22 protein-coding genes are annotated in these 26,224 nt (G+C 45.3%); 14 read left to right on the forward strand and 8 right to left on the reverse strand.

Going from position 1 to position 26,224, the window contains the following annotated elements; all coding sequences use genetic code 11:
* Positions 1 to 11: 11 nt before the first annotated feature.
* The 3 genes from tatA to tatC all read left to right on the forward strand — a co-directional run bounded on the left by tatA (position 12) and on the right by tatC (position 1,477).
* Entirely contained in the window at positions 12 to 260 is a 249-nt protein-coding gene (tatA, locus tag J4N44_RS00410; protein WP_005429959.1) for a Sec-independent protein translocase subunit TatA, read from the forward strand.
* Positions 261 to 263: 3 nt separating this feature from the next.
* The gene (tatB, locus tag J4N44_RS00415) at positions 264 to 662 is read left to right on the forward strand and encodes a Sec-independent protein translocase protein TatB (protein ID WP_005430029.1); all 399 of its coding nucleotides are present in this window, start codon (positions 264 to 266) and stop codon (positions 660 to 662) included.
* Between the two features lie 68 nt (positions 663 to 730).
* Positions 731 to 1,477 (forward strand): twin-arginine translocase subunit TatC, encoded by a 747-nt coding sequence (gene tatC, locus J4N44_RS00420; RefSeq protein ID WP_005448551.1) that lies wholly within the window; start codon positions 731 to 733, stop codon positions 1,475 to 1,477.
* An 864-nt stretch (positions 1,478 to 2,341) separates the two neighbouring features.
* Here tatC and J4N44_RS00425 read toward each other — a convergent pair.
* A complete protein-coding gene (locus J4N44_RS00425) occupies positions 2,342 to 3,106 on the reverse strand; it encodes a TatD family hydrolase (protein WP_017189945.1) in 765 nt (254 codons plus the stop codon).
* 186 nt (positions 3,107 to 3,292) lie between these two features.
* On the opposite strand from J4N44_RS00425, the gene hemB reads away from it, so the two are divergent.
* The 4 genes from hemB (at position 3,293) to spfP (ending at position 8,554) form a co-directional block, all read left to right on the forward strand.
* Positions 3,293 to 4,354 carry a porphobilinogen synthase gene (gene hemB, locus J4N44_RS00430; protein WP_005448548.1) on the forward strand — a complete coding sequence of 354 codons (1,062 nt, stop codon included), beginning with the start codon at positions 3,293 to 3,295 and terminating at the stop codon, positions 4,352 to 4,354.
* 125 nt (positions 4,355 to 4,479) lie between these two features.
* Positions 4,480 to 4,914, forward strand: a complete 435-nt coding sequence (locus tag J4N44_RS00435; protein WP_009701602.1) for a GNAT family N-acetyltransferase — start codon at positions 4,480 to 4,482, stop codon at positions 4,912 to 4,914.
* Positions 4,915 to 5,520: 606 nt separating this feature from the next.
* Positions 5,521 to 8,313 (forward strand): DNA polymerase I, encoded by a 2,793-nt coding sequence (polA, locus tag J4N44_RS00440; protein ID WP_252044736.1) that lies wholly within the window; start codon positions 5,521 to 5,523, stop codon positions 8,311 to 8,313.
* Between the two features lie 193 nt (positions 8,314 to 8,506).
* Positions 8,507 to 8,554: a small protein SpfP gene (gene spfP, locus J4N44_RS28245; RefSeq protein ID WP_438356636.1), complete on the forward strand. Its 48-nt coding sequence runs from the start codon at positions 8,507 to 8,509 to the stop codon at positions 8,552 to 8,554.
* A gap of 516 nt (positions 8,555 to 9,070) precedes the next feature.
* Here spfP and yihA read toward each other — a convergent pair.
* On the reverse strand, positions 9,071 to 9,730 hold the full coding sequence (gene yihA / locus J4N44_RS00445) for a ribosome biogenesis GTP-binding protein YihA/YsxC (RefSeq protein WP_009698995.1): 660 nt from the start codon (positions 9,728 to 9,730) through the stop codon (positions 9,071 to 9,073).
* A gap of 159 nt (positions 9,731 to 9,889) precedes the next feature.
* Between yihA and J4N44_RS00450 the strand changes: the two genes are divergently transcribed.
* The 5 genes from J4N44_RS00450 (at position 9,890) to hemN (ending at position 14,507) form a co-directional block, all read left to right on the forward strand.
* A complete protein-coding gene (locus tag J4N44_RS00450; RefSeq protein WP_005448544.1) occupies positions 9,890 to 10,507 on the forward strand; it encodes a c-type cytochrome in 618 nt (205 codons plus the stop codon).
* A 743-nt stretch (positions 10,508 to 11,250) separates the two neighbouring features.
* Positions 11,251 to 11,889, forward strand: coding sequence for a class I SAM-dependent methyltransferase (locus J4N44_RS00455; protein WP_005448542.1), 639 nt, complete (start codon positions 11,251 to 11,253; stop codon positions 11,887 to 11,889).
* Positions 11,889 to 12,434 carry a Der GTPase-activating protein YihI gene (gene yihI / locus J4N44_RS00460; protein ID WP_005448540.1) on the forward strand — a complete coding sequence of 182 codons (546 nt, stop codon included), beginning with the start codon at positions 11,889 to 11,891 and terminating at the stop codon, positions 12,432 to 12,434. Before J4N44_RS00455 ends, yihI begins: the two co-directional genes overlap by 1 nt.
* Positions 12,435 to 12,441: 7 nt before the next feature.
* The gene (locus J4N44_RS00465; protein WP_005448538.1) at positions 12,442 to 12,930 is read left to right on the forward strand and encodes a DUF2489 domain-containing protein; all 489 of its coding nucleotides are present in this window, start codon (positions 12,442 to 12,444) and stop codon (positions 12,928 to 12,930) included.
* A gap of 185 nt (positions 12,931 to 13,115) precedes the next feature.
* Positions 13,116 to 14,507 carry an oxygen-independent coproporphyrinogen III oxidase gene (gene hemN / locus J4N44_RS00470; RefSeq protein ID WP_005448537.1) on the forward strand — a complete coding sequence of 464 codons (1,392 nt, stop codon included), beginning with the start codon at positions 13,116 to 13,118 and terminating at the stop codon, positions 14,505 to 14,507.
* A gap of 67 nt (positions 14,508 to 14,574) precedes the next feature.
* On the opposite strand, the gene add is transcribed toward hemN, so the two are convergent.
* The 6 genes from add to glnA all read right to left on the reverse strand — a co-directional run bounded on the left by add (position 14,575) and on the right by glnA (position 23,215).
* Positions 14,575 to 15,579: an adenosine deaminase gene (gene add / locus J4N44_RS00475; RefSeq protein WP_005448535.1), complete on the reverse strand. Its 1,005-nt coding sequence runs from the start codon at positions 15,577 to 15,579 to the stop codon at positions 14,575 to 14,577.
* Between the two features lie 148 nt (positions 15,580 to 15,727).
* The gene (gene gepA, locus J4N44_RS00480; protein WP_252044737.1) at positions 15,728 to 18,274 is read right to left on the reverse strand and encodes a phosphodiesterase GepA; all 2,547 of its coding nucleotides are present in this window, start codon (positions 18,272 to 18,274) and stop codon (positions 15,728 to 15,730) included.
* A 112-nt stretch (positions 18,275 to 18,386) separates the two neighbouring features.
* Positions 18,387 to 19,790 (reverse strand): nitrogen regulation protein NR(I), encoded by a 1,404-nt coding sequence (gene glnG / locus J4N44_RS00485; RefSeq protein WP_252044739.1) that lies wholly within the window; start codon positions 19,788 to 19,790, stop codon positions 18,387 to 18,389.
* A 60-nt stretch (positions 19,791 to 19,850) separates the two neighbouring features.
* The gene (glnL, locus tag J4N44_RS00490) at positions 19,851 to 20,897 is read right to left on the reverse strand and encodes a nitrogen regulation protein NR(II) (RefSeq protein ID WP_286037164.1); all 1,047 of its coding nucleotides are present in this window, start codon (positions 20,895 to 20,897) and stop codon (positions 19,851 to 19,853) included.
* Between the two features lie 130 nt (positions 20,898 to 21,027).
* Positions 21,028 to 21,609, reverse strand: coding sequence for a DUF4124 domain-containing protein (locus J4N44_RS00495; RefSeq protein ID WP_038897932.1), 582 nt, complete (start codon positions 21,607 to 21,609; stop codon positions 21,028 to 21,030).
* Positions 21,610 to 21,805: 196 nt separating this feature from the next.
* Positions 21,806 to 23,215, reverse strand: coding sequence for a glutamate--ammonia ligase (gene glnA / locus J4N44_RS00500; RefSeq protein WP_005448527.1), 1,410 nt, complete (start codon positions 23,213 to 23,215; stop codon positions 21,806 to 21,808).
* A 530-nt stretch (positions 23,216 to 23,745) separates the two neighbouring features.
* Here glnA and typA point away from each other — a divergent pair.
* Both typA and J4N44_RS00510 read left to right on the forward strand, forming a co-directional pair.
* The gene (gene typA, locus J4N44_RS00505; protein WP_005448526.1) at positions 23,746 to 25,575 is read left to right on the forward strand and encodes a translational GTPase TypA; all 1,830 of its coding nucleotides are present in this window, start codon (positions 23,746 to 23,748) and stop codon (positions 25,573 to 25,575) included.
* A 75-nt stretch (positions 25,576 to 25,650) separates the two neighbouring features.
* On the forward strand, positions 25,651 to 26,199 hold the full coding sequence (locus tag J4N44_RS00510) for an AAA family ATPase (protein ID WP_239969617.1): 549 nt from the start codon (positions 25,651 to 25,653) through the stop codon (positions 26,197 to 26,199).
* The last annotated feature ends 25 nt before the right edge of the window (positions 26,200 to 26,224 follow it).

The raw sequence follows: 26,224 nt of genomic DNA on the forward strand, positions 1-26,224 counted from the left end.
AGGTAAAAAGAATGGGTGGTATCAGTGTTTGGCAACTTCTAATCATTGCTGTAATTGTTGTATTGCTATTCGGAACTAAGAAACTACGCGGTATCGGTGGCGATCTGGGTGGTGCCGTTAAGGGCTTCAAAAAAGCAATGAGCGAAGATGAGCCTGCGAAGAAAGACGACAAAGACGCAGACTTCGAGCCAAAAAGTCTAGAAGAGCAGCAAAAGAAAGAAGCAGCTCCTGAATCGAAAAAAGACAAAGAGCAGGCGTAAAACGTGTTTGATATCGGTTTTTGGGAACTGGTATTAATATCTGTTGTTGGTCTGGTTGTTCTTGGTCCAGAGCGTTTGCCACATGCCATCCGCAGTGTCTCTCGTTTTGTCGGAGCAGCTAAGAGTATGGCAAATAGCGTCAAAGACGAGTTGTCACACGAGCTGAAAGTTCAAGAACTGCAAGAAAACTTGCGCAAAGCTGAGCAAATGGGGATGGATGATCTATCTCCTGAGCTGAAATCTTCGGTCGAAGAATTGAAGAAAGCGGCGCAATCTGTAAACCGCCCTTACGCGGAGCCAACCAAATCAGAAGCGGAGCCTAAACAAGAGGCACCAGCGACTGAAACCGTTGAGAAAGCGGAAGAGATTAAGGTTACAGCGGCAGATAAGAAAGCCGAATAGTCTCATTAGGAGGAGCTACTAGTGATTGGTAGCTCCTTTTTGATCAGGTTTTAAAAAAGAGGTTTGCCATGTCTACCGTCGAGCAGACACAACCTTTAATTAGTCATTTATTAGAACTTCGCAACCGACTGCTTAAAGCCATTGCTGCAGTTTTGGTGGTGTTTGTTGGACTAATTTACTTCTCTAACCACATTTATGAGTTTGTTTCAGCACCTTTGGTAGAACGCCTACCTGAAGGTGCAACGATGATCGCAACCGATGTGGCTTCACCGTTTTTCACACCTTTGAAGCTAACCTTGATTGCTTCGGTGTTTATTGCGGTGCCGTTTATCTTGTACCAAGTATGGGCCTTTGTAGCGCCAGGTTTGTACAAGCATGAACGTCGATTGATCATGCCATTGCTGTTCTCTAGCTCACTGTTGTTCTACTGCGGTGTGGCGTTCGCTTACTTCGTGGTATTCCCACTGGTGTTTGGTTTCTTTACCGCCATCTCTCTTGGTGGGGTAGAGTTCGCAACCGACATCTCAAGTTACCTCGATTTTGTACTGGCGCTGTTTATGGCGTTTGGTATCGCATTTGAGGTACCTGTGGCGATCATCTTGCTATGTTGGACTGGCGCAACCACACCACAAGATCTGAAAGAGAAGCGCCCATACATTATCGTGTGTGCGTTTATTGTCGGTATGCTACTCACGCCGCCGGATATGATCTCGCAAACTCTACTGGCAATCCCGATGTGTTTGCTGTTTGAGGTGGGTTTGTTCTTCGCTCGTTTCTACACACGTAAAGATGAAGAAGAGCAAGTGGAAGAGTAAAGTCACTCCAACTCCACCATTCAGTATTAAAAAAGCGGCTCATGGAGCCGCTTTTTGGTATCTACAGTTTATCGAAGTTTGATTTCGTGACCGCATTTAGAGCAGACATATACTTCTTTAATTCCAATCAATTTTTGAAACCAACTGCGTTGTTGACGTTGTAAATACACTCCGTGATTACACATTGCGAATCCTATCTTTTTTATTTTATAAGCCGGCGGGCATTTTATGTGAAATCATGTACATAATTCAATGGGACTAACTATATAGTTAAGAGTACAACTATATGATTATGAAATAATTGGTTTGTAGCACTAAATTATCTATATACCCAAGTGACTTCAAGATGCAGGATTCAGAGTGTTGTCATTGATTCGAGAGCAAGGAAAACAACGCAGTGTAATAGCCAGCTCTTTCCAAGTTGTTTGACGCAGCAATCGGGTCAATGAAACGCTCTCAAAGGGCGAGCTGCCTTGGCTTGTATACTTTGTTGCCGATTCTTGATTTAGACCCACTAAACCTTTAAATCGCCGCCGCGTCTACAAACCAAGTCAGTCTCGCTGAACCTAGCATCTCGAGGTTACTTGGGTATACCAAGACTATGTAATTTTGCGGATGTATCCGCACCTTGAGCAGATGTATACCTCTTTGATGCCCATTAGTTTTTGCAATAGGGTGCGTTTTTGACGCTGTAAGTAAATACCGTGCTGGCAAGTGTTCATGAGCAGCCCATATCATTGAATATATGGGCAATAGTTTAGGGAGAGAAGCGCTTATATCTCAATAGCATGTTACTTATATATTTAAGGTTAATGTATTGAATTATAACGAAATGTTTTATTTTTATTTATGTAAGTACTTACATCACTTCAGGCTAAACAACTCTTCTGCGTTTTTGGTCGTCAGAGCATCAATCGCTTCAAGGCTTTCTCCGCGTAGTTCCGCCACGCGCGCCGCCACTAAAGAAGTGTAAGCTGGTTCGTTACGTTTCCCACGATGTGGAACAGGGGCAAGGTACGGGCAGTCTGTTTCTAGAATCACCCAGTTCATATCCAGATGCGGGATAACCTTATCCATACCGCCGTTTTTGAAGGTTGATACTCCGCCCAGACCTAAGTGGAACCCAAGCTCGTTGATCGCCTGTGCTTCTTCTACGCTGCCACCAAAACAATGGAATACACCACGCAAGCGACCATCTTGTTCTTGACGAAGTAAGGTCAGTGTTTCTTCAATTGAATCACGAGTGTGGATAACGACAGGCAAATCCATCTCTTTAGCCCAGTTTAACTGAGTCACAAACGCCATCTCTTGTTCTGCTCGGAAGGTTTTATCCCAGTACAGATCAATACCGATTTCACCCACTGCAATAAAGTTATGCTTTTTAAACCAGCCACGGATGATTTCCAGTGTTTGCTCGACATTGCCATCGACGTAACATGGATGCAGCCCCATCATTGAACGACAAACCTCAGGATAAGCCGCTTCGGTTTTTAGCATCGGCTCAATAGACTCAAGATCGATGTTCGGCAGCAGAATTTTATCAATGCCTTGTTCTAAAGCGCGCTTCACCACCTCGTCGCGGTCGTTATCAAATTCGCTAGCGTAAATATGAGCGTGAGTATCGATCATGGTTGGTCTCTATGGTTTATCGGTGTATGGAATTAGTGAGAAGTATACTTGAGTGTGAGTACGGGGTCATTTTCGGTTTTTTTCATGCCGTTTTTCCATATTGCTGCTCGCAAGGTGTATCAAGAGTGATATGATTTTGCCACCAGATGATTTGATCATCGTAACCTTCCAGACAAGGAGAAAGTGGTGTCTGTATCAATTCAAGGTCCATTCCCTGCACGCCGTATGCGTCGTATGCGTAAGCACGATTTTAGTCGTCGTCTGATGGCTGAAAACCAAGTTTCAGTAAACGATTTGATTTACCCAATGTTCATTCTGATGGGTAAAGATCGTCGTGAAAGTGTTGAATCGATGCCGGGTGTAGAACGTTTGTCGATTGATTTAATGCTAGAAGAAGCACAATACCTAGCAAACCTAGGCGTACCAGCAATCGCGCTTTTCCCTGTCGTAAACCAAGACGCTAAAAGCTTATGTGCTGCTGAAGCTTACAACCCAGAAGGTTTGGTTCAGCGCGCAGTACGTGCATTAAAAGAGCACGTGCCTCAAATCGGTGTGATCACAGATGTGGCACTCGACCCGTTCACTACTCACGGTCAAGACGGCATCATCGATGAAGATGGCTACGTGATGAATGATGAGACAACCGAAGTACTTGTAAAACAAGCGCTGTCTCACGCAGAAGCGGGCGCAGACGTGGTTGCACCATCAGACATGATGGATGGTCGTATCGGCAAAATCCGTGAAGCACTAGAAGAAGCGGGTCACATCCATACTCAAATCATGGCTTACTCGGCGAAGTACGCATCAAACTACTACGGTCCATTCCGTGATGCAGTTGGTTCATCAGCGAACCTAAAAGGCGGCAACAAGAAAAACTACCAAATGGACCCTGCGAATACGGATGAAGCGCTACATGAAGTGGCTCTTGATATCAATGAAGGCGCAGACATGGTGATGGTTAAGCCAGGTATGCCTTACCTTGATGTGGTTCGTCGTGTTAAGACTGAGCTTCAAGTTCCAACGTTCGCTTACCAAGTTTCTGGTGAGTACGCGATGCATAAAGCAGCCATCATGAATGGTTGGCTAAAAGAGCGCGAGACCGTGATGGAATCCCTGCTTTGCTTCAAACGTGCAGGCGCGGATGGCATCCTGACTTACTTCGCGAAAGATGTAGCAGAGTGGTTAGCGGAAGAAAATGCACAAGCTGCAGAGCACCTAGTAAAGACTCAAGAAGCGACAGACGAGTAATTATCGCTCAATGAGAAAAACCAGACCGACAATTGTTGTCGGTCTGAATATACCCAAGTACCCTCAAGACGGAATACACACGGCTTGAAGTTACTTGGGTATATTTATTTCTGGAGAGTAAGACAATGACAATGCTGATTCGTGAAGGCACGCTGGAAGAAGCGATCCAAGTGGTGGCTCGTGTTACTGAGTTTGCACGTGGTGAGACGGTTGAATCCATGGCGGAGCGTCTTGGGGATAAAAAAAGCTTAATCTTAGTCGCTGAGAAAGCAGGAGCTATCCTTGGCTTTAAAATCGGCTATGAGTTAGATGATTACACCTTTTACAGCTGGTTTGGTGGCGTTGCGCCAGAAGCGCGCAATGAGGGTGTGGCACAGATGTTATTGGAAGCGCAAGAAGAATGGGTCGCAGAGCAGGGTTACAAAACGTTAAAAGTGAAATCACGCAACCAATTTCCTGCCATGCTTCGTTTGTTGCTAAGAAACGACTATATCATTGAAAAATTTGAAGAAAAAACCAACTTGCGTGAGTCTCGAGTCCACTTCATTAAGGCGCTATAAAAAATAAATGAGATTTTTTCTCATTTAGGTATTGACTGTTAAATGAGAATCATTATTATTAAACCTGTCTTAGGGAATGAGGAAAGTTCACAAGGACGTTGAGTTGCTAATTAACTGAGTGTTGAGAAGGTAATGAAACATTTTCCCCAGAACTTGCACGAATTCTTTTTGACACGACATTGCTCACATTGCTTCCAGTGTAATTTATAGCTTCTTGGTTAAGCTGCCATATAAATGGAAATAGCTTCACCACTTCTGCTAGGCGACCCAATTGGGTCGCTTTTTTCTTTTCTGAGATTTCTAATTGACGCCTCTATTGGCAACTTTTCCACATGTCATGATCATTTTAGGATCGTTGATCTTCTCGCCTGTTGGTATTTATTTTTATTAAAAACAATGCCTTACGTTGGTGTTTTGTTGGTTTTATTTCCGTTGGATAACCAGTGGATAATTTCTATAAACAGAGTTATCCACAAGAAGGTGCAAATTTCGTGAATAACATCGGAAAATTTCCGCGACCTTGATCGAGCGAACAAGATAGATTCGGATCAGCAGTCATGGCATTCTAAGCAGATCTATTAAGTACTGATTTGGATACAGACAATTATGGCAAGTATTCCTGAAAATCCGTTGATTCTGATCGACGGTTCTTCTTATCTATATCGCGCTTTTCACGCTTACCCAGGCACGATGAGTAACGGTGAAATTCCAACTAACGCAGTTTACGGTGTAGTCAACATGTTACGCAGCATGATGCGTCAGTTTGCTTCTGATCGTATCGCAGTGGTTTTCGATGCGAAGGGTAAAACCTTCCGTGACGATATGTACCCGGAATACAAAGCGAATCGTCCACCAATGCCGGACGATCTTCGTTGCCAGATTGAACCTCTGCACAACGTTATTCGCGCTATGGGTCTGCCATTGATCTGTATTCCTGGCGTAGAAGCCGATGATGTGATTGGTACTCTGGCTTATCAAGCATCGCAGCAAGGCATGCCTGTTTTGATCAGTACTGGCGATAAAGATATGGCGCAGTTGGTGGATGACAACGTTACCTTGATCAACACCATGACCAACGTTGTGATGGATCGTGAAGGTGTGGTTGAGAAGTTTGGTATCCCACCAGAATTGATCATCGACTACCTAGCGTTGATGGGCGATAAAGTTGATAACATTCCTGGCGTCCCGGGTGTGGGTGATAAAACCGCTACTGCTTTGCTACAAGGCATTGGCGGTCTGACTAAGCTGTATGAAAACCTCGACGATATCGCTGCGCTTGGCTTCCGTGGTTCAAAAACCATGGCTAAGAAGCTAGTCGACAACAAAGACAACGCAATGCTGTCTTACGAGCTAGCGACCATCAAGTTGGATGTGGAGCTGGAGGAGACGCCAGAATCATTGCTAAAAGCAGAACCAAGTACAGATGAACTGATCAAACTGTACGGTCAGTTGACGTTTAAGTCTTGGTTGAATGAGCTATTAGAAGGCGGCACAGGTGTAGTAGAAGCGGATGAATCAACCGGCGCTGCGCGTGGTGGTTCTGCTTCATCTAAAGCAGATATGGACACCTCCGCAGTAAAAATCGACCGTAGCCAATACGAAACCATCCTAGATGAAGCTTCATTTAATGCTTGGTTAGACAAACTAAAAGCGTCTGAATTATTTGCGTTTGATACCGAAACTGACAGCCTAGATTACATGGTGGCAAATCTAGTCGGTCTATCATTTGCGACCAATGAAGGCATTGCTGCTTATGTACCAGTGGCTCATGACTACCTAGATGCGCCTCAGCAGTTGGATCGTGATTGGGTGCTAGAACAACTGAAACCAATTCTTGAAGATGATGCTCAGGCTAAAGTTGGTCAAAACCTAAAATACGATGCGTCTGTGCTGGCTCGCTACGGCATTGAGATGAAAGGCATCAAGCACGACACCATGTTGGCGTCTTACGTCTACAACAGTGTAGGCGGTAAACATGATATGGACAGCTTGGCACTACGCTTCCTACAGCACAGCTGCATTTCATTCGAACAAATCGCAGGTAAAGGTAAAAACCAACTGACCTTCAACCAAATCGAACTGGATGAAGCTTCACCATATGCTGCAGAAGATGCGGACGTGACACTTCGCCTACATAACCGTTTGTTTGCCAACATCGAACAAGATGAAAAGCTAAAAACGGTATACGAAGAAATCGAAATGCCACTTGTACCAGTGCTGTCTCGCATAGAGCGTACTGGTGTGTTGATTGATGACATGAAGCTTAGCGCACAATCGGTAGAGATTGCCGCACGTCTGGATGAGCTTGAGCAAAAGGCGTACGAGATTGCAGAACAAGAGTTCAATATGAACTCACCGAAGCAACTGCAAGCGCTTCTGTTTGAAAAAATGGGTCTACCAGTTATCAAGAAGACGCCATCAGGCACACCTTCTACCAATGAAGAAGTGCTGCAAGAGCTGGCTCTGGATTACCCACTACCAAAACTGATTTTGGAATACCGTGGTCTGGCGAAGCTAAAATCAACGTACACCGATAAGTTGCCGAAGATGATCAACCCATCAACGGGTCGTGTGCATACTTCTTACCACCAAGCGGTGACAGCAACGGGTCGTCTATCTTCAACCGATCCTAACTTGCAGAACATCCCAATTCGTAATGAAGAAGGTCGTCGTATTCGTCAGGCATTCGTTGCACCTACGGGTTATAAGATTCTGGCAGTCGACTACTCTCAGATTGAATTGCGTATTATGGCGCACCTATCTGGTGACCAAGCGCTGCTTGATGCGTTCCGTGACGGCAAAGATATCCACGCAGCAACCGCAGCAGAAATCATGGGCGTTTCTATCGAAGACGTTTCAAGTGAGCAACGTCGACGTGCGAAAGCGGTTAACTTCGGTCTAATCTACGGCATGAGTGCATTTGGTTTGGCGAAGCAACTGGGTATTCCTCGTGGTGAAGCACAAGCGTACATGGACAAGTACTTCGAGCGCTATCCAGGCGTGATGCAGTACATGGAAGACACGCGCAGTGCAGCTTCAGAGCAAGGCTTCGTCGAGACCATCTTTGGTCGCCGTCTACACCTTCCTGAAATTCAATCTCGTAACGGCATGCGTCGTAAGGCGGCAGAACGTGCAGCGATCAATGCACCGATGCAAGGTACCGCTGCGGACATCATCAAGAAAGCGATGTTGTTAGTTGATCAGTGGATTCAAGAAGAAGGCAACGGTCGAGTGAAACTTCTGATGCAAGTACACGATGAACTGGTATTTGAAGTTGAAGAGTCGTCTTTGTCCGAAATTGAAAGTAAAGTACAGAATTTGATGGAATCTGCAGCAGAGCTGAAAGTACCTCTAGTGGCAGAAGCAGGTCACGGTGACAACTGGGATCAAGCACACTAGTCATTTTTAAGCCAATTTAGCCCATTTAGTATGAGCCAGCGCACAAACGCTGGCTTTTTTGTGTCATTAAAAAAGCAAATCAGATCTGAGATTTAATGTTGCTTAATAAAACTTTAATGAAAAAAAACTACAAAAGTTCTTTGCAAATCTGACCAATTGTTGTACATTATCTCTCGTAGGGTACAGAGGTAAGATGTTCTATCTTTCAGACCTTTTGTTTCACGTTATTGGATTAGGCTGATTCAGCCGCCCCAGTCAGTTTTTGACTGGGGCGTTTTTTATTGGGCGAAAGAAAAATTTTCTTTTTGATCAGTAAGTTAAGCTAAACCCTCAAAAACCTTCTTTTTTGACCTCTCTAAGTCACTGCAAAATCTCGATTTTTCCTTTAAATTTATTGCGTTATTCATGCTGTAAATTTACGCCAGTCACACTATTATTTTTTCTTGAAAGAAACTAAGTTACGTCTTTTTGATACTTCGTTTAACTTAACTATCTGAATGTTAAGACTATTGGATGGTTTGGGTGGGGATATTTGTCGGTGAGCAGGAAATAAGATTGTTTTTTAACCTATTGAAATCGAATCTCAGTTCAGTAATGCTTCGCCACATAACAATAATTACCAATTTTTCTCTCCCGTTATCCCTGCCAGGAAGGTGGGGATTTTTATTGCCTGAAATTCACGTTTTTAGATGACAGATAAACAAAAGCCCCACCAAAAGGCAGGGCTGTGTCGAAAAAATTTAACAAATTTTGTTAATTATTCTTCGCCGCTCTCTGGAGCGCCTTGCTCGTCTTCTTCAATCAAGTGTGCAAATGCTGGTGCAAACCAAGTGTCCAGTTTGGCACGTAGCTGATCGACACCTAGACCTTTCAGTGAAGAGAACACGTCAACCGATACGTCACCACCAAATGTTTCCACTTGCTTGCGGATTTTCAGTAGCGTTTGTTTGCGAGCACCGCTTTTCAGTTTGTCTGCTTTAGTCAGAAGAACTTGAACAGGAATGCGGCTGTCGATTGCCCAGAAAATCATTTGTTGGTCGAGATCTTTCATTGGGTGACGGATGTCCATCAGAACCACCAAGCCCTTTAGGCACTCGCGTTTCTGTAGGTATTCACCTAATGATTTTTGCCATTTGTTCTTCATCTCAACCGGTACTTGAGCGAAGCCATATCCTGGCAAATCGACAATGTGACAACCTTCTTCCACTTTGAAAAGGTTGATCAATTGAGTACGACCTGGTGTCTTTGATGTCTTTGCTAAGCTTTTTTGGTTAGTAAGACGGTTAAGTGCACTCGATTTACCAGCGTTTGAGCGTCCTGCAAACGCAATTTCGACACCTTCGTCCTCAGGTAAGTGACGAATATCGGGTGCGCTGGTGATGAAATGCGTGTTTTGGTAATGAATTTTTACGCTCACTGTTAACTCCATCTCGACTTTGTGTAGTCGATTGATTACTTTTTTGTGAAATTGTGTAAAATAACCGTGCTCGGCATAAGGTCGCCTATTGTACCATGAGTGTACGCGGTATGTTCACATTCCGTGGTACTGGAAGCTTGATAATTATAATGGAATGTCATGAAGAAATTAGCGCTAATTTTGAGTCTTTTAGCCAGTTGCTCAGTATGGGCCCAAGGTAATATTGAAGCTGGTAAAGCAAAATCACAAACTTGTGTCGCCTGTCACGGAGCGGACGGTAACAGTGCAATCGCAATGTACCCGAAACTTGCAGGCCAACACGCTAAGTATCTTGAGAAGCAGTTAAAAGATCTAAAACTAGGTATGACTAGTGGTGGTAAGCAAGGTCGTTATGACCCTGTGATGAGTGGTATGGCAATGCCACTGAGCGATGAAGACATCGCTGATCTATCTGCATACTATGCCTCTCTACCAATCTCAGAGAGTTCAACACCAGAAGATGTTGTTGACAAAGGTAAAGTACTTTACACCGCTGGTAACGCAGAACGCGGTCTAACCGCATGTATCGCATGTCACGGCCCTCGTGGTAACGGCACTGAGCTTTCAGGTTTCCCTAAAATTTCTGGTCAGCACTCTGACTACATCAAAGCTCAGCTAGAGAAGTTCCGTGATGGTAACCGTGGTAACGATATGAATGCCATGATGCGTGACATCGCGAAAAAAATGACAGACGAAGACATCGAAGTTCTGTCGAAATACGTTGGCGGTCTGCACTAAACCCCTACATAGTTCGAGCACAGTTATACAAATATGCCCTAGCTTTTTTGCTGGGGCATTTTTGTTAGTGATCTTGATCACATATGGATTTTCATTCACAAGTGATAGTTAGCTCGGTGCTTTGTGAGACATTTGCCATACTTGTTCGATACTATTTCTCATCTTGTTCTTTAAGTTATTGATAGATTAGACTATTTATTTTTGACTAAAAAATCCTATCAATAATTCTTTTCAATGACTTGTCGGTTTTTATCCAGTCCGTAAAGTAGAGGCTGTTCACAAGGAGTGAATGACAGGAATTTAGACCATGGATATAAGGTCTCCAAGGACGCAAACGAAGGACGTTTGATAGTCGGAAAAGGGACTTAGGTAGGCAAGGAGCCTATCAGATATGGATGGTCATCTAGTCTAACGGTTAAGACAGCGAAACGGATCAAGCTCAGGAAGTAGCTCAGTAGACAGGAAGTAAACGGATAGCCAAAACTCATCAGGAAGATGAAGAACAACACTTTTTGGCAAGGAAAGCTCGAAAAACAAAAGGATTCTTGGTGCACCAAATGAGTGCAACACAGTTTCGCCACTATTGGTGGCATTCAGAAAGCGACAGTCTCACTGTCGCTTTTTTTATACCTTCAATTCCGATAAAAACTTTTTTAACAAAAACTGCTGAAAAAGTATCCAGTAACACTCCAATCTGAGTCCACTTTCTGGTATGTTTCGCATCCCTGTTTGAGGAAGTCAGCATGCACACCTGTCCTTTATGCCAGAATCAGCGCACTCACCACTTTTTTGAAGATAAGCAACGCGAGTATCTTCAATGTGAGCAGTGCAGTTTGGTATTCGTCAATCCAGACCAACGTTTGGATGCGGAAACTGAAAAAGCTCACTATGATCTGCATGAGAACAATCCTGAAGATATGGGATATCGCCGTTTTTTGGCACGAATTGCTGACCCAATCGCAGAGCGAATTTCACCACAATCGAACGGAATCGACTTTGGTTGTGGTCCGGGTCCTACGCTTTCCTTAATGTTAGAAGAAGCGGGGCACAACATGGCGTTGTACGATCTTTACTATCACCCAGATACTTGTGTGTTGGAAAAGCAGTACGATTTCATGACAGCAACAGAGGTGATCGAACACCTCTACCACCCAGATATGGTGTGGAAGCAATGGTTGAATTTAGTTAAGCCAGGTGGCTGGATAGGCCTGATGACGAAAATGGTCATCGATGTAGAAGCCTTTCGGACATGGCACTATAAGAACGATCCGACGCATGTGGTGTTCTTTAGCCGTGATACGTTCCAGTTCCTAGCAGAGCGGGATAAGCTCGAACTCGAATTTATTGGTAATGATGTAATTTTACTGAGGAAGACCCAGTAATGAGCCGTAAAAAGAAATCAAGAAAGCCAGGTGCCTCTGGCGCACCTGAGTTTGTAGTAACTCGTAACCGTACAGAATCAGATGTAGAAGGTCGTCTACGTAAGCGCGCGAAAAAGCGTAAAGGCTTGAAGACTGGTAGCCGCAACTCTGATGCGGAAGAGCAGAAGAAACAAGCCGCAGCGCAAAAACGCGATCCTCGCTTAGGCAGCAAGAAGAAAATTCCTCTGATTGTTGAGCCAGCGAAGAAGCAAACGAAACAAGAGCGTCGTCTATCTGCTGAGCAAGAGCTAGAGATGCTAGAAAACGATGCGCAATTGAACGTGTTGTTGGATCGTATCGAAGCGGGCGAGAACCTAGGTACTGGTTTACAGAAATATGTAGACGAGAAGCTAGATCGCATCGAGAAGCTAATGGATCAACTAGGTCTACTAGAGCCGGAAGAAGACGACGAAGACTTTACTGCGCCAGCAGTAAAAGGGTCTCGTAACGACGACGATCTACTTGCAGACTTCGACGATATCAACTTCGACGACTACAAAGGATAAGTAATCCATGAACGTAACCTTATTAGCGATTGCGGGTGCAGTGATTATTATCGCGCTGGCTTCTTATGCAGGTTACCTTCTGCTTCAATTGAAAAAGCAAAAGGAATTGCAGCTGAAGCATCAAAAATTGGCGATCGATAAGCGTAACGCCAACATTTTTGAGAACGTGCATACCTTGTGTCAGGCGGGCATCCAAGGGCAATGTGACTTGTCGGAAATCAGTATTCGTGTTTACAACATCATGGATTATGTCCAAGGTGAAGACCGTATCGATTTTGATGCCACATACCCTGCGATTTCTGAGTTGTACCATACCGTGAAAGATATGGCGCGCGGCGAAGATCGCCAGCAGCTTGCCAAAAAAGAACGTATGCAACAGAACCTGACGCGTCACAAAGCTGAACAGCGCTTAACGGACGCGATCATCGAAGAGCTCAAAGTGTTGCAAAAAGACGTTCAGCCACTGAATAACCAAATCAATATTCAGATGATCTAATTGGTGCCCCCGATGGTTTCCTTATAACCAATGGGGGTATCGTGATCACGCTAGCACTTCTTTGGTTTTATACTTAAAAAGCCGACAGCGACTACCGTAGTTGTCATCGTCGTATGGCAAAATAACGGTTTCTGAATATCGGGCGACGGCTTTTGTCTCCCTAGCATTTAACGGAAAGTACCACCATGTCGAATCAACACACTGAATCGAAACAGCAAATCGTCTGGGATCAAGCGGTATTGGATAAGTACAACTACTCTGGCCCGCGCTACACGTCGTACCCGACAGCACTGGAGTTTCATGAAGCGTTTACCATTTCGGACTACGATATGGCATGCACTCAGTACCCAGATCGTCCGCTATCTCTGTACGTTCACATTCCGTTTTGTCATAAGCTTTGCTACTACTGTGGCTGTAATAAAGTCATTACTCGCCATTCGCATAAGGCTGACGAATACTTGGATGTACTTGAGCACGAGATTCGTCAACGCGCGTCACTATTGGGTGAACGCCAGGTGACTCAATTGCACTTTGGTGGTGGTACACCAACTTTCCTATCTGAAAAGCAAATCACGCGTGTGATGAACTTGCTACGCCAAGAGTTTACGTTTAGTGCGGATGCGGAAATCAGTATTGAAGTTGACCCACGTGAAATCGAGCTCACTATGCTGGATCACTTGCGTGGTGAAGGCTTCAACCGTCTGAGCATTGGCGTGCAGGATTTCAATAAAGAAGTTCAACAGCTCGTGAACCGTGAGCAAGATGAAGCATTTATCTTTGCGATGGTTGCTCGCGCAAAAGAACTTGGTTTCCGCTCAACCAACCTTGATTTGATTTATGGTTTACCGAAGCAAACTAAGGCATCTTTTGCGAAGACACTAGAGCAAGTGTTAGAAATGCAGCCAGGTCGTTTGTCTGTGTTTAACTATGCGCACATGCCACAACTGTTTGCTGCGCAGCGTAAGATCAAAGACGAAGATTTGCCAAAAGCGGAAGAGAAGATGGCGATTCTGCAAGACACCATCGCTACGCTAACAGGTGCTGGTTACCAGTTCATCGGTATGGACCACTTTGCCATGCCAGATGATGAGCTTGCTGTTGCTCAACGTGAAGGCATCTTGCACCGCAACTTCCAAGGTTACACGACGCAAGGTGAATGTGACTTGGTAGGCTTTGGTGTTTCTGCAATTTCAATGATTGGTGATGCCTACGCACAAAACCAAAAAGAATTGAAAAAGTACTACGCACAAGTGAATGAATCTCGCCACGCGCTGTGGAAAGGTGTATCACTGGATGCGGATGATTTGCTACGTCGTGAAGTGATCAAACAGCTTATCTGTAACTTTAAGCTGGATAAGAAGGCGATTGAGTCTGAATTTGGCGTTAAGTTTGAGCAATACTTCAAAGAAGACCTAGAGCTACTACAAACCTTCATTAATGACGAGTTAGTGGAAGTGGATGACCGTGAAATTCGCGTTACGCTTCGTGGTCGTCTGTTGATCCGTAACATCTGCATGAGCTTCGATAAATACCTAAGAGCGAAAGCGCGTCAGCAGCAATTCTCGCGCGTTATCTAATCTTTAGCCGATTCTAGATATAAAAAATGCCAGCAAATGCTGGCATTTTTTTATGTTTTTGCGGCAATTAAGCGCGATCTTTCACTTTTTCTTTCAGTTCAGTTTTTTCTGCATCTGATAGGAAAGCGATGTCTAGACCGTTGATTTGCGCTTGGCGAATCTGTTCTTGAGTTAGGCCTGCTGCTGGTGCCGCCACTTCGTATTCGTAAGGCAGTTCAATACCTTCCACTGCTGGATCGTCCGTGTTTAGACACGCAAGTACGCCGTGATCTAGGAACTGTTTCAGTGGGTGGTTTGCTAATGATTCAACAGTGCTAGTTTGGAAGTTTGACGTTAGGCACGATTCAATACCAATACGGTTTTCTGCAAGGTAATCCATCAGTTTAGGATCGTGGATTGCTTTCACACCGTGACCGATACGTGTCGCTCCAAGCTCTTGAATAGCTTGCCACATGCTTTCTGCGCCAGCCGCTTCACCTGCGTGCACCGTTACATTCAGACCTGCGTCGCGCACTTGTTTGAAGTGAGACACAAAACGGTCACCTGGTTGACCAAGCTCATCACCAGCAAGGTCAACGGCAACCATGTGGTCTTTTTGGCTAAGGATTGCATCAAGCTCTTGCTGACACGCATCAGTACCGAAAGTACGGCTCATGATACCGATTAGGTTTGCCTTGATACCAAAATCACGCATACCCGCTTGCACGCCATCAACTACTGCTTCTACTACGCCTGCGACTGGTAGTTTGTGTTTCATCGCCATGTAGTATGGAGAGAAACGCAGTTCTGCGTAATCAATTTGCGCGTTTAGTGCGTCTTCAACGTTTTCGTAAGCAACGCGGCGACACGCATCTAGATCACCCAACACTGCTACGCCCCAATCAAGCTTAGAAAGGAAAGCAACAAGAGATGGCTCAGCTTCAACAATTTGAACGTGTGGTGTTAGTGATTCGATGTCGTAAGCAGGTAGCGCAATACCAAATTGCTGACCAAGCTCAAGAATAGTCTTAGTACGAATGTTGCCGTCAAGGTGACGGTGCAAATCAGTTAGGGGAAGATTCTTAGTTATCATTATGGCGATCCGGGTTTGTTGTGAACAGGAACTCAGCCCAAACATTATCAATGACAATACATGGGGAAGATTTGCAGTTAAGTATAAATAACAGTTAGGCAAGTTGTCAGTAGAGGATGACTAGGAAATCAACGATTTCAGCTGTTTTCTACTTCATGTTAACCAAATGTGTTGGCCATTCTTCCATCGGCATTGGGCGACTGTAGTAGAAACCCTGAACCTGATTACAGCCAAGTGAACTGAGCAGTTGTGCTTGCGCAGCCGTTTCCACGCCTTCTGCTACTACATTGGTCTTCATGCCTTTGGTGATGTTGATGATCGCTGATACAACAGAGCTGTCGAGGTTCTCTTTAGTCAGACGATTAATAAAGGTGCGATCTATCTTCAAGCAGGTAAACGGTAATGCGTGTAAGTAAGCCAGAGATGAGTAACCTGTGCCGAAGTCATCAATAGCAATACCCAGTCCCATTTCTCGCAGTTTGAGCAAATTATCCAGTGTCGTTGGTGCGCTGTCGATGATACGCGACTCGGTGATCTCTAGCGTCACATTGGTAGCAGGCAGCCCCGTTGTTCGCAGCACTTTCGCCACGGATTCAACAAAGTTAGGGCTTGAAAGCTGATGAACCGACACATTAACGTGTAATTGGAAGTCTTCAGGCCAACGTCTACTGTCGATTGCTTTACGAGTATCACTACACGCTTGGAATAAGATTTGTTGACCAATGGTCTTGATCATGCCGCTTTCTTCGGCGATTGGGATGAAATCTAACGGAGATACCATTCCCGAATCACTGTGCCAGCGTGCGAGTGCTTCGGCGCCACAAATGTTGCCTGATGCAAGATCAATAATAGGTTGGTAGAAAGGCACAAATTCACGGTTATCGATGCCTGTTTGAATCTTAGCGATCATCTGAGTTCGGAATTTAGACGCGCTCGCCATTTCAGGACTGTAGTGGCAGACGCTGGTGCGAGAATCTTGTTTCGCGTAACTCAACGCAATACTGGCATTACGCAGCCATAAAGACATTGTCTGATCGGGCTGAGTGCGTACGACGCCAATAGAAACTTTAATGACGACCGTTTCACCATCAAGAACAAATGGTGCTGCCAACAGTTGGTGTAAACGGCGCTCAACTAAGCTGATGTCGCTATCACTGTTTGTGTTGGGCATGAATACGGCAAACTCATCACCACCGATGCGCGCTAGTGTCGCTTCATCTTGCAGTTGCTGTTTAAGGCGTTCAGCGATGTGTATCAGAAGCTTATCGCCGTTGTGATGACCAACACTGTCATTAATATCTCTAAATTTGTTGATCCCAATAAGATACAAACTCCCTTGCCCTGAGTGAGGTAAGCTGTCACTCACTTCTATTAGCCCTTGGCGGCTATACAGGCGGGTTAGAGAATCAAACTCAAGTTGTTCACGCAGTGCTTTAAAGGACGCTTTGAGGTTGCTTGCCATCTCGTTAAACGCTTGCACCAGAATAGTCGTCTCGTACACATAACCAGGACGAGGCATAGTGCTATCCCAATCGCCTTTCGCAAGGTGTTGGGCTGCTGTCGCTGTGGCATTGATGGGGCGAGTAACTCGGCTGAAGATAAGCATGCTAATGACGATGCCAACTAAGCTAACGAAAATACCCACCATCCAGCTTCTTTGCTGGTTCTTTGGTAGGGTGCCAAGCAGTTCTGTCTCAGAGATCGAAGTGCCAATAAACCAAGTTAAACCGTTAGCATCATGATATGGCGTGACTCGGCTAAAGGTGCGCTGACCGTTGAAGTCGAACTCAAAAGTATAAGGCTTATCGCTGTAGCTTAGGTTTTTGCCACTGACGCGAGCCGCGCTCATCTGAATGACTGGATCTGCGCTTTCTGAAGCGAATAAGCGCTGACCTTTATCTGAGAACTTTGTCCCCCAAGAAATGACACTACCTTGTCCAGAGTGCGCCACTAAGCGTTGCTCTTGGTCCATGATGTAAACCGAGGCATTCGTATCTTGCTTAAGCTTTTGCAAAAATAAGTTAAACGTATTGATGCGTACATCGGTTACCAGCACACCAGCAAACTCACCCATTTCATAGATAGGCGTCATCGCTGACAGAGTGATGTCTTGACGTTCGTCGGCATTAGCATAGATGCTCGACCAACGAGGTTTGTTGTCTTGATCGATGGGTTGATACCAAGGACGAGTGCGAGGATCGTAAGGCTCGATGATGGTGCGAATGTCATCACTGATGGTTTCACTACCGTAAATCACTAAGTTGCCATTGGTTCGATGGTCTTGAAGCATCAGTGTATAGGCGCCATCAGATTCACGACGAAAACCTGTAAAGTCCCCAGATTCTGAACCGAATGCAATGACATCTAACTGTGGGATCGAATGATACAAATCCTTAAAGGCACTTAACAGATAGTCTTGGATTTCTTTGGTGTCGTGCGGGCGATAAAGATTGTGGTAACTAACGTTGTGACCAAGCGCAGTCACTGCAGTGAAAGGCTTGCGCAGGTAATCATTCAGATGATCGTGGACACTTTCTGTTAATACAGAAAGCTGTTTGTCACTGATGTCGGTAACAACCTCTTCATAGCTCTGTTTCTGGACGTAAACAATCACACTGATAGCCAGCAAAAAAATCATCACAAAAGGGATGAGTACAGCGGTGCGTAGTGTAATTTGAGTCGTTGCGTTTGACATTGCCTAGCCATATAAGGGGTGTCGTACCATAATTGTACTGATACTTAGGTTATCAAGCGAGAGCAAAAGTGTGCGCTTGATAACCTTTTGTCAAACTCGTTGTCGCTTAAGGTCAGTACAGTTCTTTCAATTTTCTGGTTAGGGTATTGCGTCCCCAACCTAATACTTTAGCGGCATCTTGCTTATGACCTTTAGTATGTTCTAATGCGGCTTCCAATAAAATGCGCTCAAATTCTGGTAAAGCGTAGGAAAGCAGTTCTTTATCCCCAGCTTCTAGCGCATGGCGTGCCCAATCCGCCAATTGTTCTTGCCAACTGCCGCGGGTGGTTTCAGTGATGATTTTCTTTTCTTCCAGCAATTCGGCAGGCAAATCACTAGGTAGCACCTCACTTCCGCTGGCCATAACGGTTAACCAGCGACAGATGTTTTCCAGTTGGCGAACGTTACCCGGCCAATCAAGGCGATTAAGAATTTCCACCGAAGATGGATGCAGGGTTTTGGTTTCAACACCGAGTTCATCAGCCGCTCGAACGAGGAAGTGTTGGGTGAGTTTTTCAATGTCTTGCTTACGTTCTCTCAGTGCGGGGATTTGCACGCGAATAACGTTCAAACGATGGAATAAATCCTCGCGGAAATCACCCTCATGGACCAATTTTTCAAGGTTTTGGTGGGTGGCTGCGACAATACGAACGTCGACACGGATTGGAGAGTGCCCGCCAACTCGATAAAACTGACCATCCGCCAACACGCGCAATAATCGGGTCTGAATATCTAATGGCATGTCACCGATTTCATCCAAAAACAGCGTGCCACCATTGGCTTGCTCAAAGCGACCTTGACGGACGCTATTGGCACCAGTAAATGCGCCTTTCTCGTGACCAAACAGTTCCGATTCAATCAAGTCTTTTGGGATCGCAGCCATATTGAGGGCAATAAAAGGTTTGTTGGCGCGCGGACTGTGGCGGTGCAAGGCATGAGCAACCAATTCTTTGCCGGTACCCGACTCACCGTTGATCAGAACAGAAATAGAAGAGCGCGATAAACGACCGATAGCACGAAATACTTCTTGCATTGCTGGTGCTTCACCAATGATTTCAGGTGTATCAGTAGGGATATCGTCCGGTAGAAGTTGCTCGCGCTTGTTCTCTTGGCTGTGAGCGATGGCGCGCTCTACCAATGTGAGCGTTTCGTCGATATCAAACGGTTTGGGCAAGTATTCAAAAGCGCCTTTTTGGTAGGCGTTTACTGCCGCATCTAAATCGGAATGCGCCGTCATGATGATGACGGGGAGATCTGGGTAGTCGCGTTGTACTTGTTTTAATAGCTCTAAGCCATCGATACCCGGCATGCGAATGTCAGAAACTAAAACGTCTGGTACTTCACGTTCTAGCGCCATTAAAACGTTTTCCCCATCCGCATAGGTTTCGCATTTGATGTCGGCTGAGGAGAGGGTTTTCTCCATGACCCAACGAATCGAACTGTCGTCATCGACGACCCAAACATATCCTTTACTCATGTAATAAATCCTTGCAGCAAAAGCCTAAAAACTGACGAATAGCAAAGCCAATTAACCAAGTCAGATTGGCAAATAAATAGTAAAAGTGGTGTGACCTGGCCAACTCTCGACATCAATCTTGCCGTTATGCTGGTCGATCAAATTTTGTGAAATAGATAGCCCAAGTCCGGTTCCGCCTTCGCGTCCGCTGACCATGGGGTAGAAAAGCGTGTCTTGCAGTTCGGGTGGAATTCCCGGTCCGTTATCAGTGATTTCAACGCGAGCCGCGAGTTTGCAACGCTGACCATGAATGTTGGCTTGATGCACCGTTCTGGTGCGTATGGTGATTTTACCGTGTTCTTGGTGGGACAGAATCTGTGCCGCATTGCTGACGATGTTGAGCATTGCCTGTTCGATTTGGTCCGCGTCCATCAAAATCTCTGGCAAGCTCGGATCGTAGTCTCGTTCGATGACGATCGAATGCTGTGACTCCAATTCGACTAATTGACGTACCTTCTCCAACACTTGGTGCAGGTTTTCTTGTGCTTTCTTACCCGGCTTTTGCGGTCCAAGAAGACGATCAACCAAGGCTCTCAATCGGTCGGCTTGTTCAATGATGATGTGTGTGTATTCCGTCAAGGAAGGGTCGGGCAGCATTTTTTCCAATAGTTGTGCTGCGCCGCGTAAACCGCCGAGTGGGTTTTTAATTTCATGCGCCAAACCGCGTACTAACAGTTTCGCCGCTTGTTGTTGAGCGTGTTGATTGAGCTCTTGAGTGAGGCGGCGTTGCTGATCAATTTTGCGCATCTCAACCAACAACATCAGCTGTTTTTGCCATGTAATAGGACTGACGGTGACTTCGAGCATCAAAGGACGCCCATCGATGACAAAAGTGACGTCACTGTCAGTGATGCTTTGTCCGCTCTGCAATGGTTGAGTGAGCAGGGCGAGATCCAGTGACGCATGCTGAATTAACTGAGATAACGACTGTTCAACAATGCGTTTAGCACTTTGTGAGAACAACAACTCAGCCGCGGGATTGGCGTAACGTACCGCTAACCCATCATCAAGAATCAGCGTAGCTGTCACCATATTATTGAGAATGGCACTGGAGAGACTGGTATCCACATTACGTCCTTGTTTGCGTTGTGATTGTGCGTTGCACTATATTGGTGCAATAGAACGTAAGTATGGCGAATAAATCTAAGAAGAAAAAGTGAAAAGCGCCATCAGAGTGCGGTTTTTTTCACTTAATATTCTACTTTGCCCCTTTAATGGTCGGCTTGATACTCGCTCTATGTAAATGCACCGTTATAGGGCTAGTAGATGCAATAAGCTTGCCGCTTCTTTTGGCTTTTACCGCAAGGGTGTGCGTGCCACGGTCGATATTGTTTAACTGCCAAGTTAAGCGGCTTTGAGGAGCTCCATAAGGCTTACCATCAAGGATGAGTTGCAGTTGTTCGCCGATGCCTAATTTGCGGTTTGCTTCGAGCTGAATATTGATGACACCAGAGTTACTGCGAATGGTTTCATCGTGCTGTGGAGTGAGCATAGTGAGGGAAAGGGGTAACGGTTTATCCGTTTTAGTTTTTTTCTCTGTGGTCGGCTTCTGAGCTGCATTTGCTTGTGGAGCGAGAGACTCGGTGCTCTCCACTTTAGGGGCTGGAGCGCTGGATTCAAGATTTGGCAGAGAGATGGTCTTTGCGCCTTGGTTTGGTGTGTCACTGAAGTGCACCACACCGTCTTTATCCACCCAAGTGTACGCGACTTGAGCTAAGGCTGTCGTTGCAATCAGTACACTACTGAGGGCGCATAGTGATGGTAAAAGCTGAACTTTCATTGCTCACCTTCTTTTGATAGATGATTTCACGTTTAGGTGCTTAGCTCTTTGACTTATCAAGCAAAAGAGTCTGAGCGTATTTTAGTTATCCCTCCATGTTAAACGCCCAAATAGAGTGAGCGAATACAAAAAAGGCCCGCCTGCGAGGCGAGCCTAATATTTTGTAACTGCGTTTACATTTTACACAGCTGAAACCTTATACAGAGTAGTAAAGTTCGAACTCAAGTGGGTGAGTTGTCATGTTTACTTTCTCTACGTCTTGAGACTTAAGGCCGATGTAAGAATCGATGAAGTCGTCAGAGAATACACCACCTGCAGTTAGGAACTCACGGTCTGCATCTAGTTCTTCTAGTGCATCTTTTAGTGAGTATGCAACAGTTGGGATTTCTGCTGCTTCTTCAGCTGGTAGGTCGTAAAGGTCTTTATCCATCGCTTCACCTGGGTGGATCTTGTTCTTAATACCGTCAAGACCAGCCATTAGCATTGCTGCGAAACATAGGTATGGGTTAGCCGCTGGGTCACCGAAACGAACTTCGATACGACGCGCTTTAGGGCTTGGTACCACTGGGATACGGATAGAAGCAGAACGGTTACGCGCTGAGTAAGCTAGCATTACTGGTGCTTCGAAGCCTGGTACAAGACGCTTGTACGAGTTAGTTGATGGGTTCGCAAATGCGTTTATTGCGCGAGCGTGCTTGATGATACCGCCGATGTAGTAAAGTGCAGTTTCAGATAGACCGCCGTACTTGTCACCAGCAAATAGGTTTACGCCATCTTTTGCTAGAGATTGGTGAACGTGCATGCCGCTACCGTTGTCGCCAACTAGTGGTTTAGGCATGAATGTCGCCGTCTTACCAAATGCGTGAGCAACGTTGTGTACAACGTACTTGTAGATTTGAATTTCGTCAGCTTTCGTTGTTAGCGTGTTGAAGCGAGTTGCGATTTCGTTTTGACCCGCGGTTGCTACTTCGTGGTGGTGCGCTTCTACAACTAGACCCATTTCTTCCATTACTAGACACATTGCAGAACGGATGTCTTGAGATGAATCTACTGGAGCTACTGGGAAGTAACCACCTTTAACGCCTGGACGGTGACCTTTGTTACCTTCTTCGTAATCAGAACCTGTGTTCCATGCTGCTTCTACGTCATCAATCTTGAAGAAAGAACCAGACATGTCAGTTGCGAACTTAACGTCGTCGAATAGGAAGAACTCTGGCTCAGGACCGATAAGAACGGTGTCTGCAATACCAGTAGAGCGCATGAAGTCTTCTGCGCGCTTAGCGATAGAGCGTGGGTCGCGGTCGTAGCCTTGCATTGTTGCAGGCTCAAGGATGTCACAACGGATGTTTAGCGTTGCATCTTCAGTGAATGGGTCAAGTACTGCAGAAGATGCGTCTGGCATCATAACCATGTCTGATTCGTTAATGCCTTTCCAGCCAGCAACTGATGAACCATCGAACATTTTACCTTCTTCGAAGAAGTCTGCGTCGATTTGGTGAGCAGGGATAGAGATGTGCTGCTCTTTACCTTTTGTATCAGTGAAGCGTAGGTCAACAAACTTAACTTCGTTTTCTTGGATCAGTGATAAAACGTTTTCTACTGACATCTTGGATAACCTCCAGTGTTAATAAAGCGGTAAAAGCTCGATTTATGAAACATTAATTAAATCCAGCATTGATTAATCTGTTTGACATTTTATTAATCGATGCTGGTTTCTCTAAAGCCAAAACCGTGCCAAAAAAATTATTCCATTAATTTCAATGGATTGCGTTTTTATACGCTAGTTTGGTGCAAACGATTGCACCAAAATGATCTGTAGGTGCACCGTTATGGTGCATTATTTTATTATTGCACCACAATGTGACAACTACGTTGCTTATTCAGCCCAGTTTTTGAGCAAGAGTCAATTTGTAATATGCGCGATTGGAATAAAGTTGCGTTGAATCAATTCGCATGGCGCTCTAAAGCGGGTGTTAAGCGTAAATTTGACAGAAATGCTCGGGAGTAGATCACATATCTCTATGCTTTTTGCTAGAATCTGGTACATTATGGCCGTTTTTTTAATCAGTAAATGTCGTCAGAGAGCACCCGTTCTCAGCATGAGGGCATTTCATCTATCTAAGTGAATCAATATCCATGGCTACTCCACAGATTGATAAATTAAGAAATATCGCGATTATCGCGCACGTTGACCACGGTAAAACAACGTTGGTTGACAAGCTGCTACAACAATCAGGCACGCTTGAGTCTCGCGGTGAAGCTGAAGAGCGAGTCATGGACTCGAACGACATTGAAAAAGAGCGTGGCATTACCATTCTTGCTAAGAACACAGCAATTAACTGGAATGACTACCGCATCAACATCGTAGATACTCCGGGACACGCGGACTTCGGTGGCGAAGTAGAACGTATCATGTCGATGGTAGACTCAGTTCTACTTATCGTTGACGCTGTTGACGGTCCAATGCCGCAAACTCGCTTCGTAACTCAAAAAGCATTTGCTCACGGTCTTAAACCAATCGTTGTAATCAACAAGATTGACCGTCCTGGTGCACGTCCTGATTGGGTTATGGACCAAGTCTTCGACCTATTCGACAACCTAGGTGCAACTGACGAACAGCTAGACTTTAAAGTTGTTTACGCGTCAGCACTTAACGGTTGGGCTTCTCTAGAAGAAGGCGAAACTGGCGAAAACATGGAACCTCTATTCGAAACTATCGTTGAAGAAGTAGCGGCTCCAGAAGTTGACCTAGACGGTCCACTACAGATGCAAGTTTCTCAGCTAGACTACAGCTCTTACGTTGGTGTTATCGGTGTTGCTCGTGTAACTCGTGGTAGCGTGAAAGCAAACCAACAAGTAACAGTTATCGGTGCTGACGGTAAAACTCGCAACGGTAAAGTGGGTACAGTAATGGGCTACCTTGGCCTAGAGCGTCACGAAGTTGAGCAAGCTAACGCTGGTGATATCATTGCAATCACAGGTCTTGGCGAGCTAAAAATCTCTGACACTATCTGTGCGCAAAACGCAGTAGAAGCACTGCCGCCGCTGTCTGTTGATGAACCAACAGTAACAATGACGTTCCAAGTAAACACGTCTCCATTCGCGGGTAAAGAAGGTAAGTTCGTTACTTCACGTAACATCCTTGAGCGTCTAGAGAAGGAATTGGTACACAACGTTGCATTGCGTGTAGAGCAAACAGACGATCCAGACAAATTCCGCGTATCAGGTCGTGGTGAGCTTCACCTATCTATCCTGATCGAAAACATGCGTCGTGAAGGCTTCGAGCTTGCTGTATCTCGTCCAGAAGTAATCATCAAAGAAGAAGATGGTCAGCTATTGGAACCGTTCGAAACGGTAACTATCGACGTTATGGAAGAGCACCAAGGCGGCATCATGGAGAACATCGGCCTACGTAAAGGTGAGCTGAAAGACATGTCTCCAGATGGTAAAGGTCGCGTACGTATGGACTTCGAAATGCCATCTCGTGGTCTGATCGGCTTCCAAACTGAGTTCATGACGCTGACTTCTGGTTCTGGTCTTCTATACCATACGTTTGATCGCTACGCGCCACACAAAGGCGGTAACATCGGTCAACGTGTAAACGGTGTACTAATTGCTAACGCAATGGGTAAAGCGCTAACTAACGCACTATTCAACCTTCAAGAACGTGGTCGTCTATTTATCGGTCACGGTGTTGAAGTTTACGAAGGCATGGTTATCGGTATTCACAGCCGCGACAACGACCTAACAGTAAATGCACTGAAAGGTAAGCAGCTAACCAACGTTCGTGCATCTGGTACAGATGACGCACAGGTTCTTACTCCACCAATCAAGATGACTCTTGAGCAAGCACTAGAGTTCATCGATGATGACGAACTAGTAGAAGTAACACCTGAAAGCATCCGTATCCGTAAGAAATTCCTAACGGAAAGCGATCGTAAACGTGCTTCACGTTCAGCAAAATAATTTGCTGTAACGGATTCTATTAAGAATAAGCCCCGAGTTATGCTCGGGGCTTTTTGTATCTGAAGGAATAAGACGATGACGCCAATTGTTATCACTGGTGGTCCGGGTGCAGGTAAAACCACCTTGTTGAATGCGTTAGGCGAGTTGGGGTACGCCACCTTTGCTGAAGGTTCACGTACCTTGATTGAGCAGCAAAGCCAATTGGACAATGGTATTTTGCCTTGGGCGAATTTACCTGAGTTTGCCAACTTATGCCTTGAGTTAATGGGCAAGCAAAAGCGAGAAGCGCTGAATCATCCAGTCGCTTTTGTTGACCGTGCTATCCCAGACATCGTGGCATACCTAAAAGTGGGCGGCTGTCCTGTTGAACAAGCCTTCTTGATTGAGAGTGCAGGGTACCAGAGTAAGGTGCTCACATGTCGACCTGAAGCCTCTATTTATGTTCAAGATGATGTGCGTCCACACAGTTTTGAAGAGGCGCTACAAATCCATCAAACCTTAGTCGATACCTATACTGAACTGGGGTATGAAGTGGTTGAAGTGCCATGGGGAAGCGTAGCTGAACGGGTGGTGTTTGTTCGACAAGTAATGGGCTTAGTTGCTGAGGTAGAAGGTGGGGAGTAAAGATAGAGCTTGGTAGGTATGCCGG

This window comes from Vibrio sp. SCSIO 43155 (assembly GCF_023716605.1).
In the GTDB taxonomy this organism is placed as follows: Bacteria; Pseudomonadota; Gammaproteobacteria; order Enterobacterales; family Vibrionaceae; genus Vibrio; species Vibrio harveyi.

Coding starts and splice junctions, on each gene's coding strand:
- tatA (WP_005429959.1), top strand. CDS start 12: ATGGGTGGTATCAGTGTTTGGCAACTTCTAATCATTGCTGTAATTGTT.
- tatC (WP_005448551.1), top strand. CDS start 731: ATGTCTACCGTCGAGCAGACACAACCTTTAATTAGTCATTTATTAGAA.
- J4N44_RS00425 (WP_017189945.1), bottom strand. CDS start 3,106: ATGATCGATACTCACGCTCATATTTACGCTAGCGAATTTGATAACGAC.
- J4N44_RS00435 (WP_009701602.1), top strand. CDS start 4,480: ATGACAATGCTGATTCGTGAAGGCACGCTGGAAGAAGCGATCCAAGTG.
- polA (WP_252044736.1), top strand. CDS start 5,521: ATGGCAAGTATTCCTGAAAATCCGTTGATTCTGATCGACGGTTCTTCT.
- J4N44_RS00450 (WP_005448544.1), top strand. CDS start 9,890: ATGAAGAAATTAGCGCTAATTTTGAGTCTTTTAGCCAGTTGCTCAGTA.
- J4N44_RS00455 (WP_005448542.1), top strand. CDS start 11,251: ATGCACACCTGTCCTTTATGCCAGAATCAGCGCACTCACCACTTTTTT.
- yihI (WP_005448540.1), top strand. CDS start 11,889: ATGAGCCGTAAAAAGAAATCAAGAAAGCCAGGTGCCTCTGGCGCACCT.
- J4N44_RS00465 (WP_005448538.1), top strand. CDS start 12,442: ATGAACGTAACCTTATTAGCGATTGCGGGTGCAGTGATTATTATCGCG.
- hemN (WP_005448537.1), top strand. CDS start 13,116: ATGTCGAATCAACACACTGAATCGAAACAGCAAATCGTCTGGGATCAA.
- add (WP_005448535.1), bottom strand. CDS start 15,579: ATGATAACTAAGAATCTTCCCCTAACTGATTTGCACCGTCACCTTGAC.
- gepA (WP_252044737.1), bottom strand. CDS start 18,274: ATGTCAAACGCAACGACTCAAATTACACTACGCACCGCTGTACTCATC.
- glnG (WP_252044739.1), bottom strand. CDS start 19,790: ATGAGTAAAGGATATGTTTGGGTCGTCGATGACGACAGTTCGATTCGT.
- J4N44_RS00495 (WP_038897932.1), bottom strand. CDS start 21,609: ATGAAAGTTCAGCTTTTACCATCACTATGCGCCCTCAGTAGTGTACTG.
- glnA (WP_005448527.1), bottom strand. CDS start 23,215: ATGTCAGTAGAAAACGTTTTATCACTGATCCAAGAAAACGAAGTTAAG.
- typA (WP_005448526.1), top strand. CDS start 23,746: ATGGCTACTCCACAGATTGATAAATTAAGAAATATCGCGATTATCGCG.
- J4N44_RS00510 (WP_239969617.1), top strand. CDS start 25,651: ATGACGCCAATTGTTATCACTGGTGGTCCGGGTGCAGGTAAAACCACC.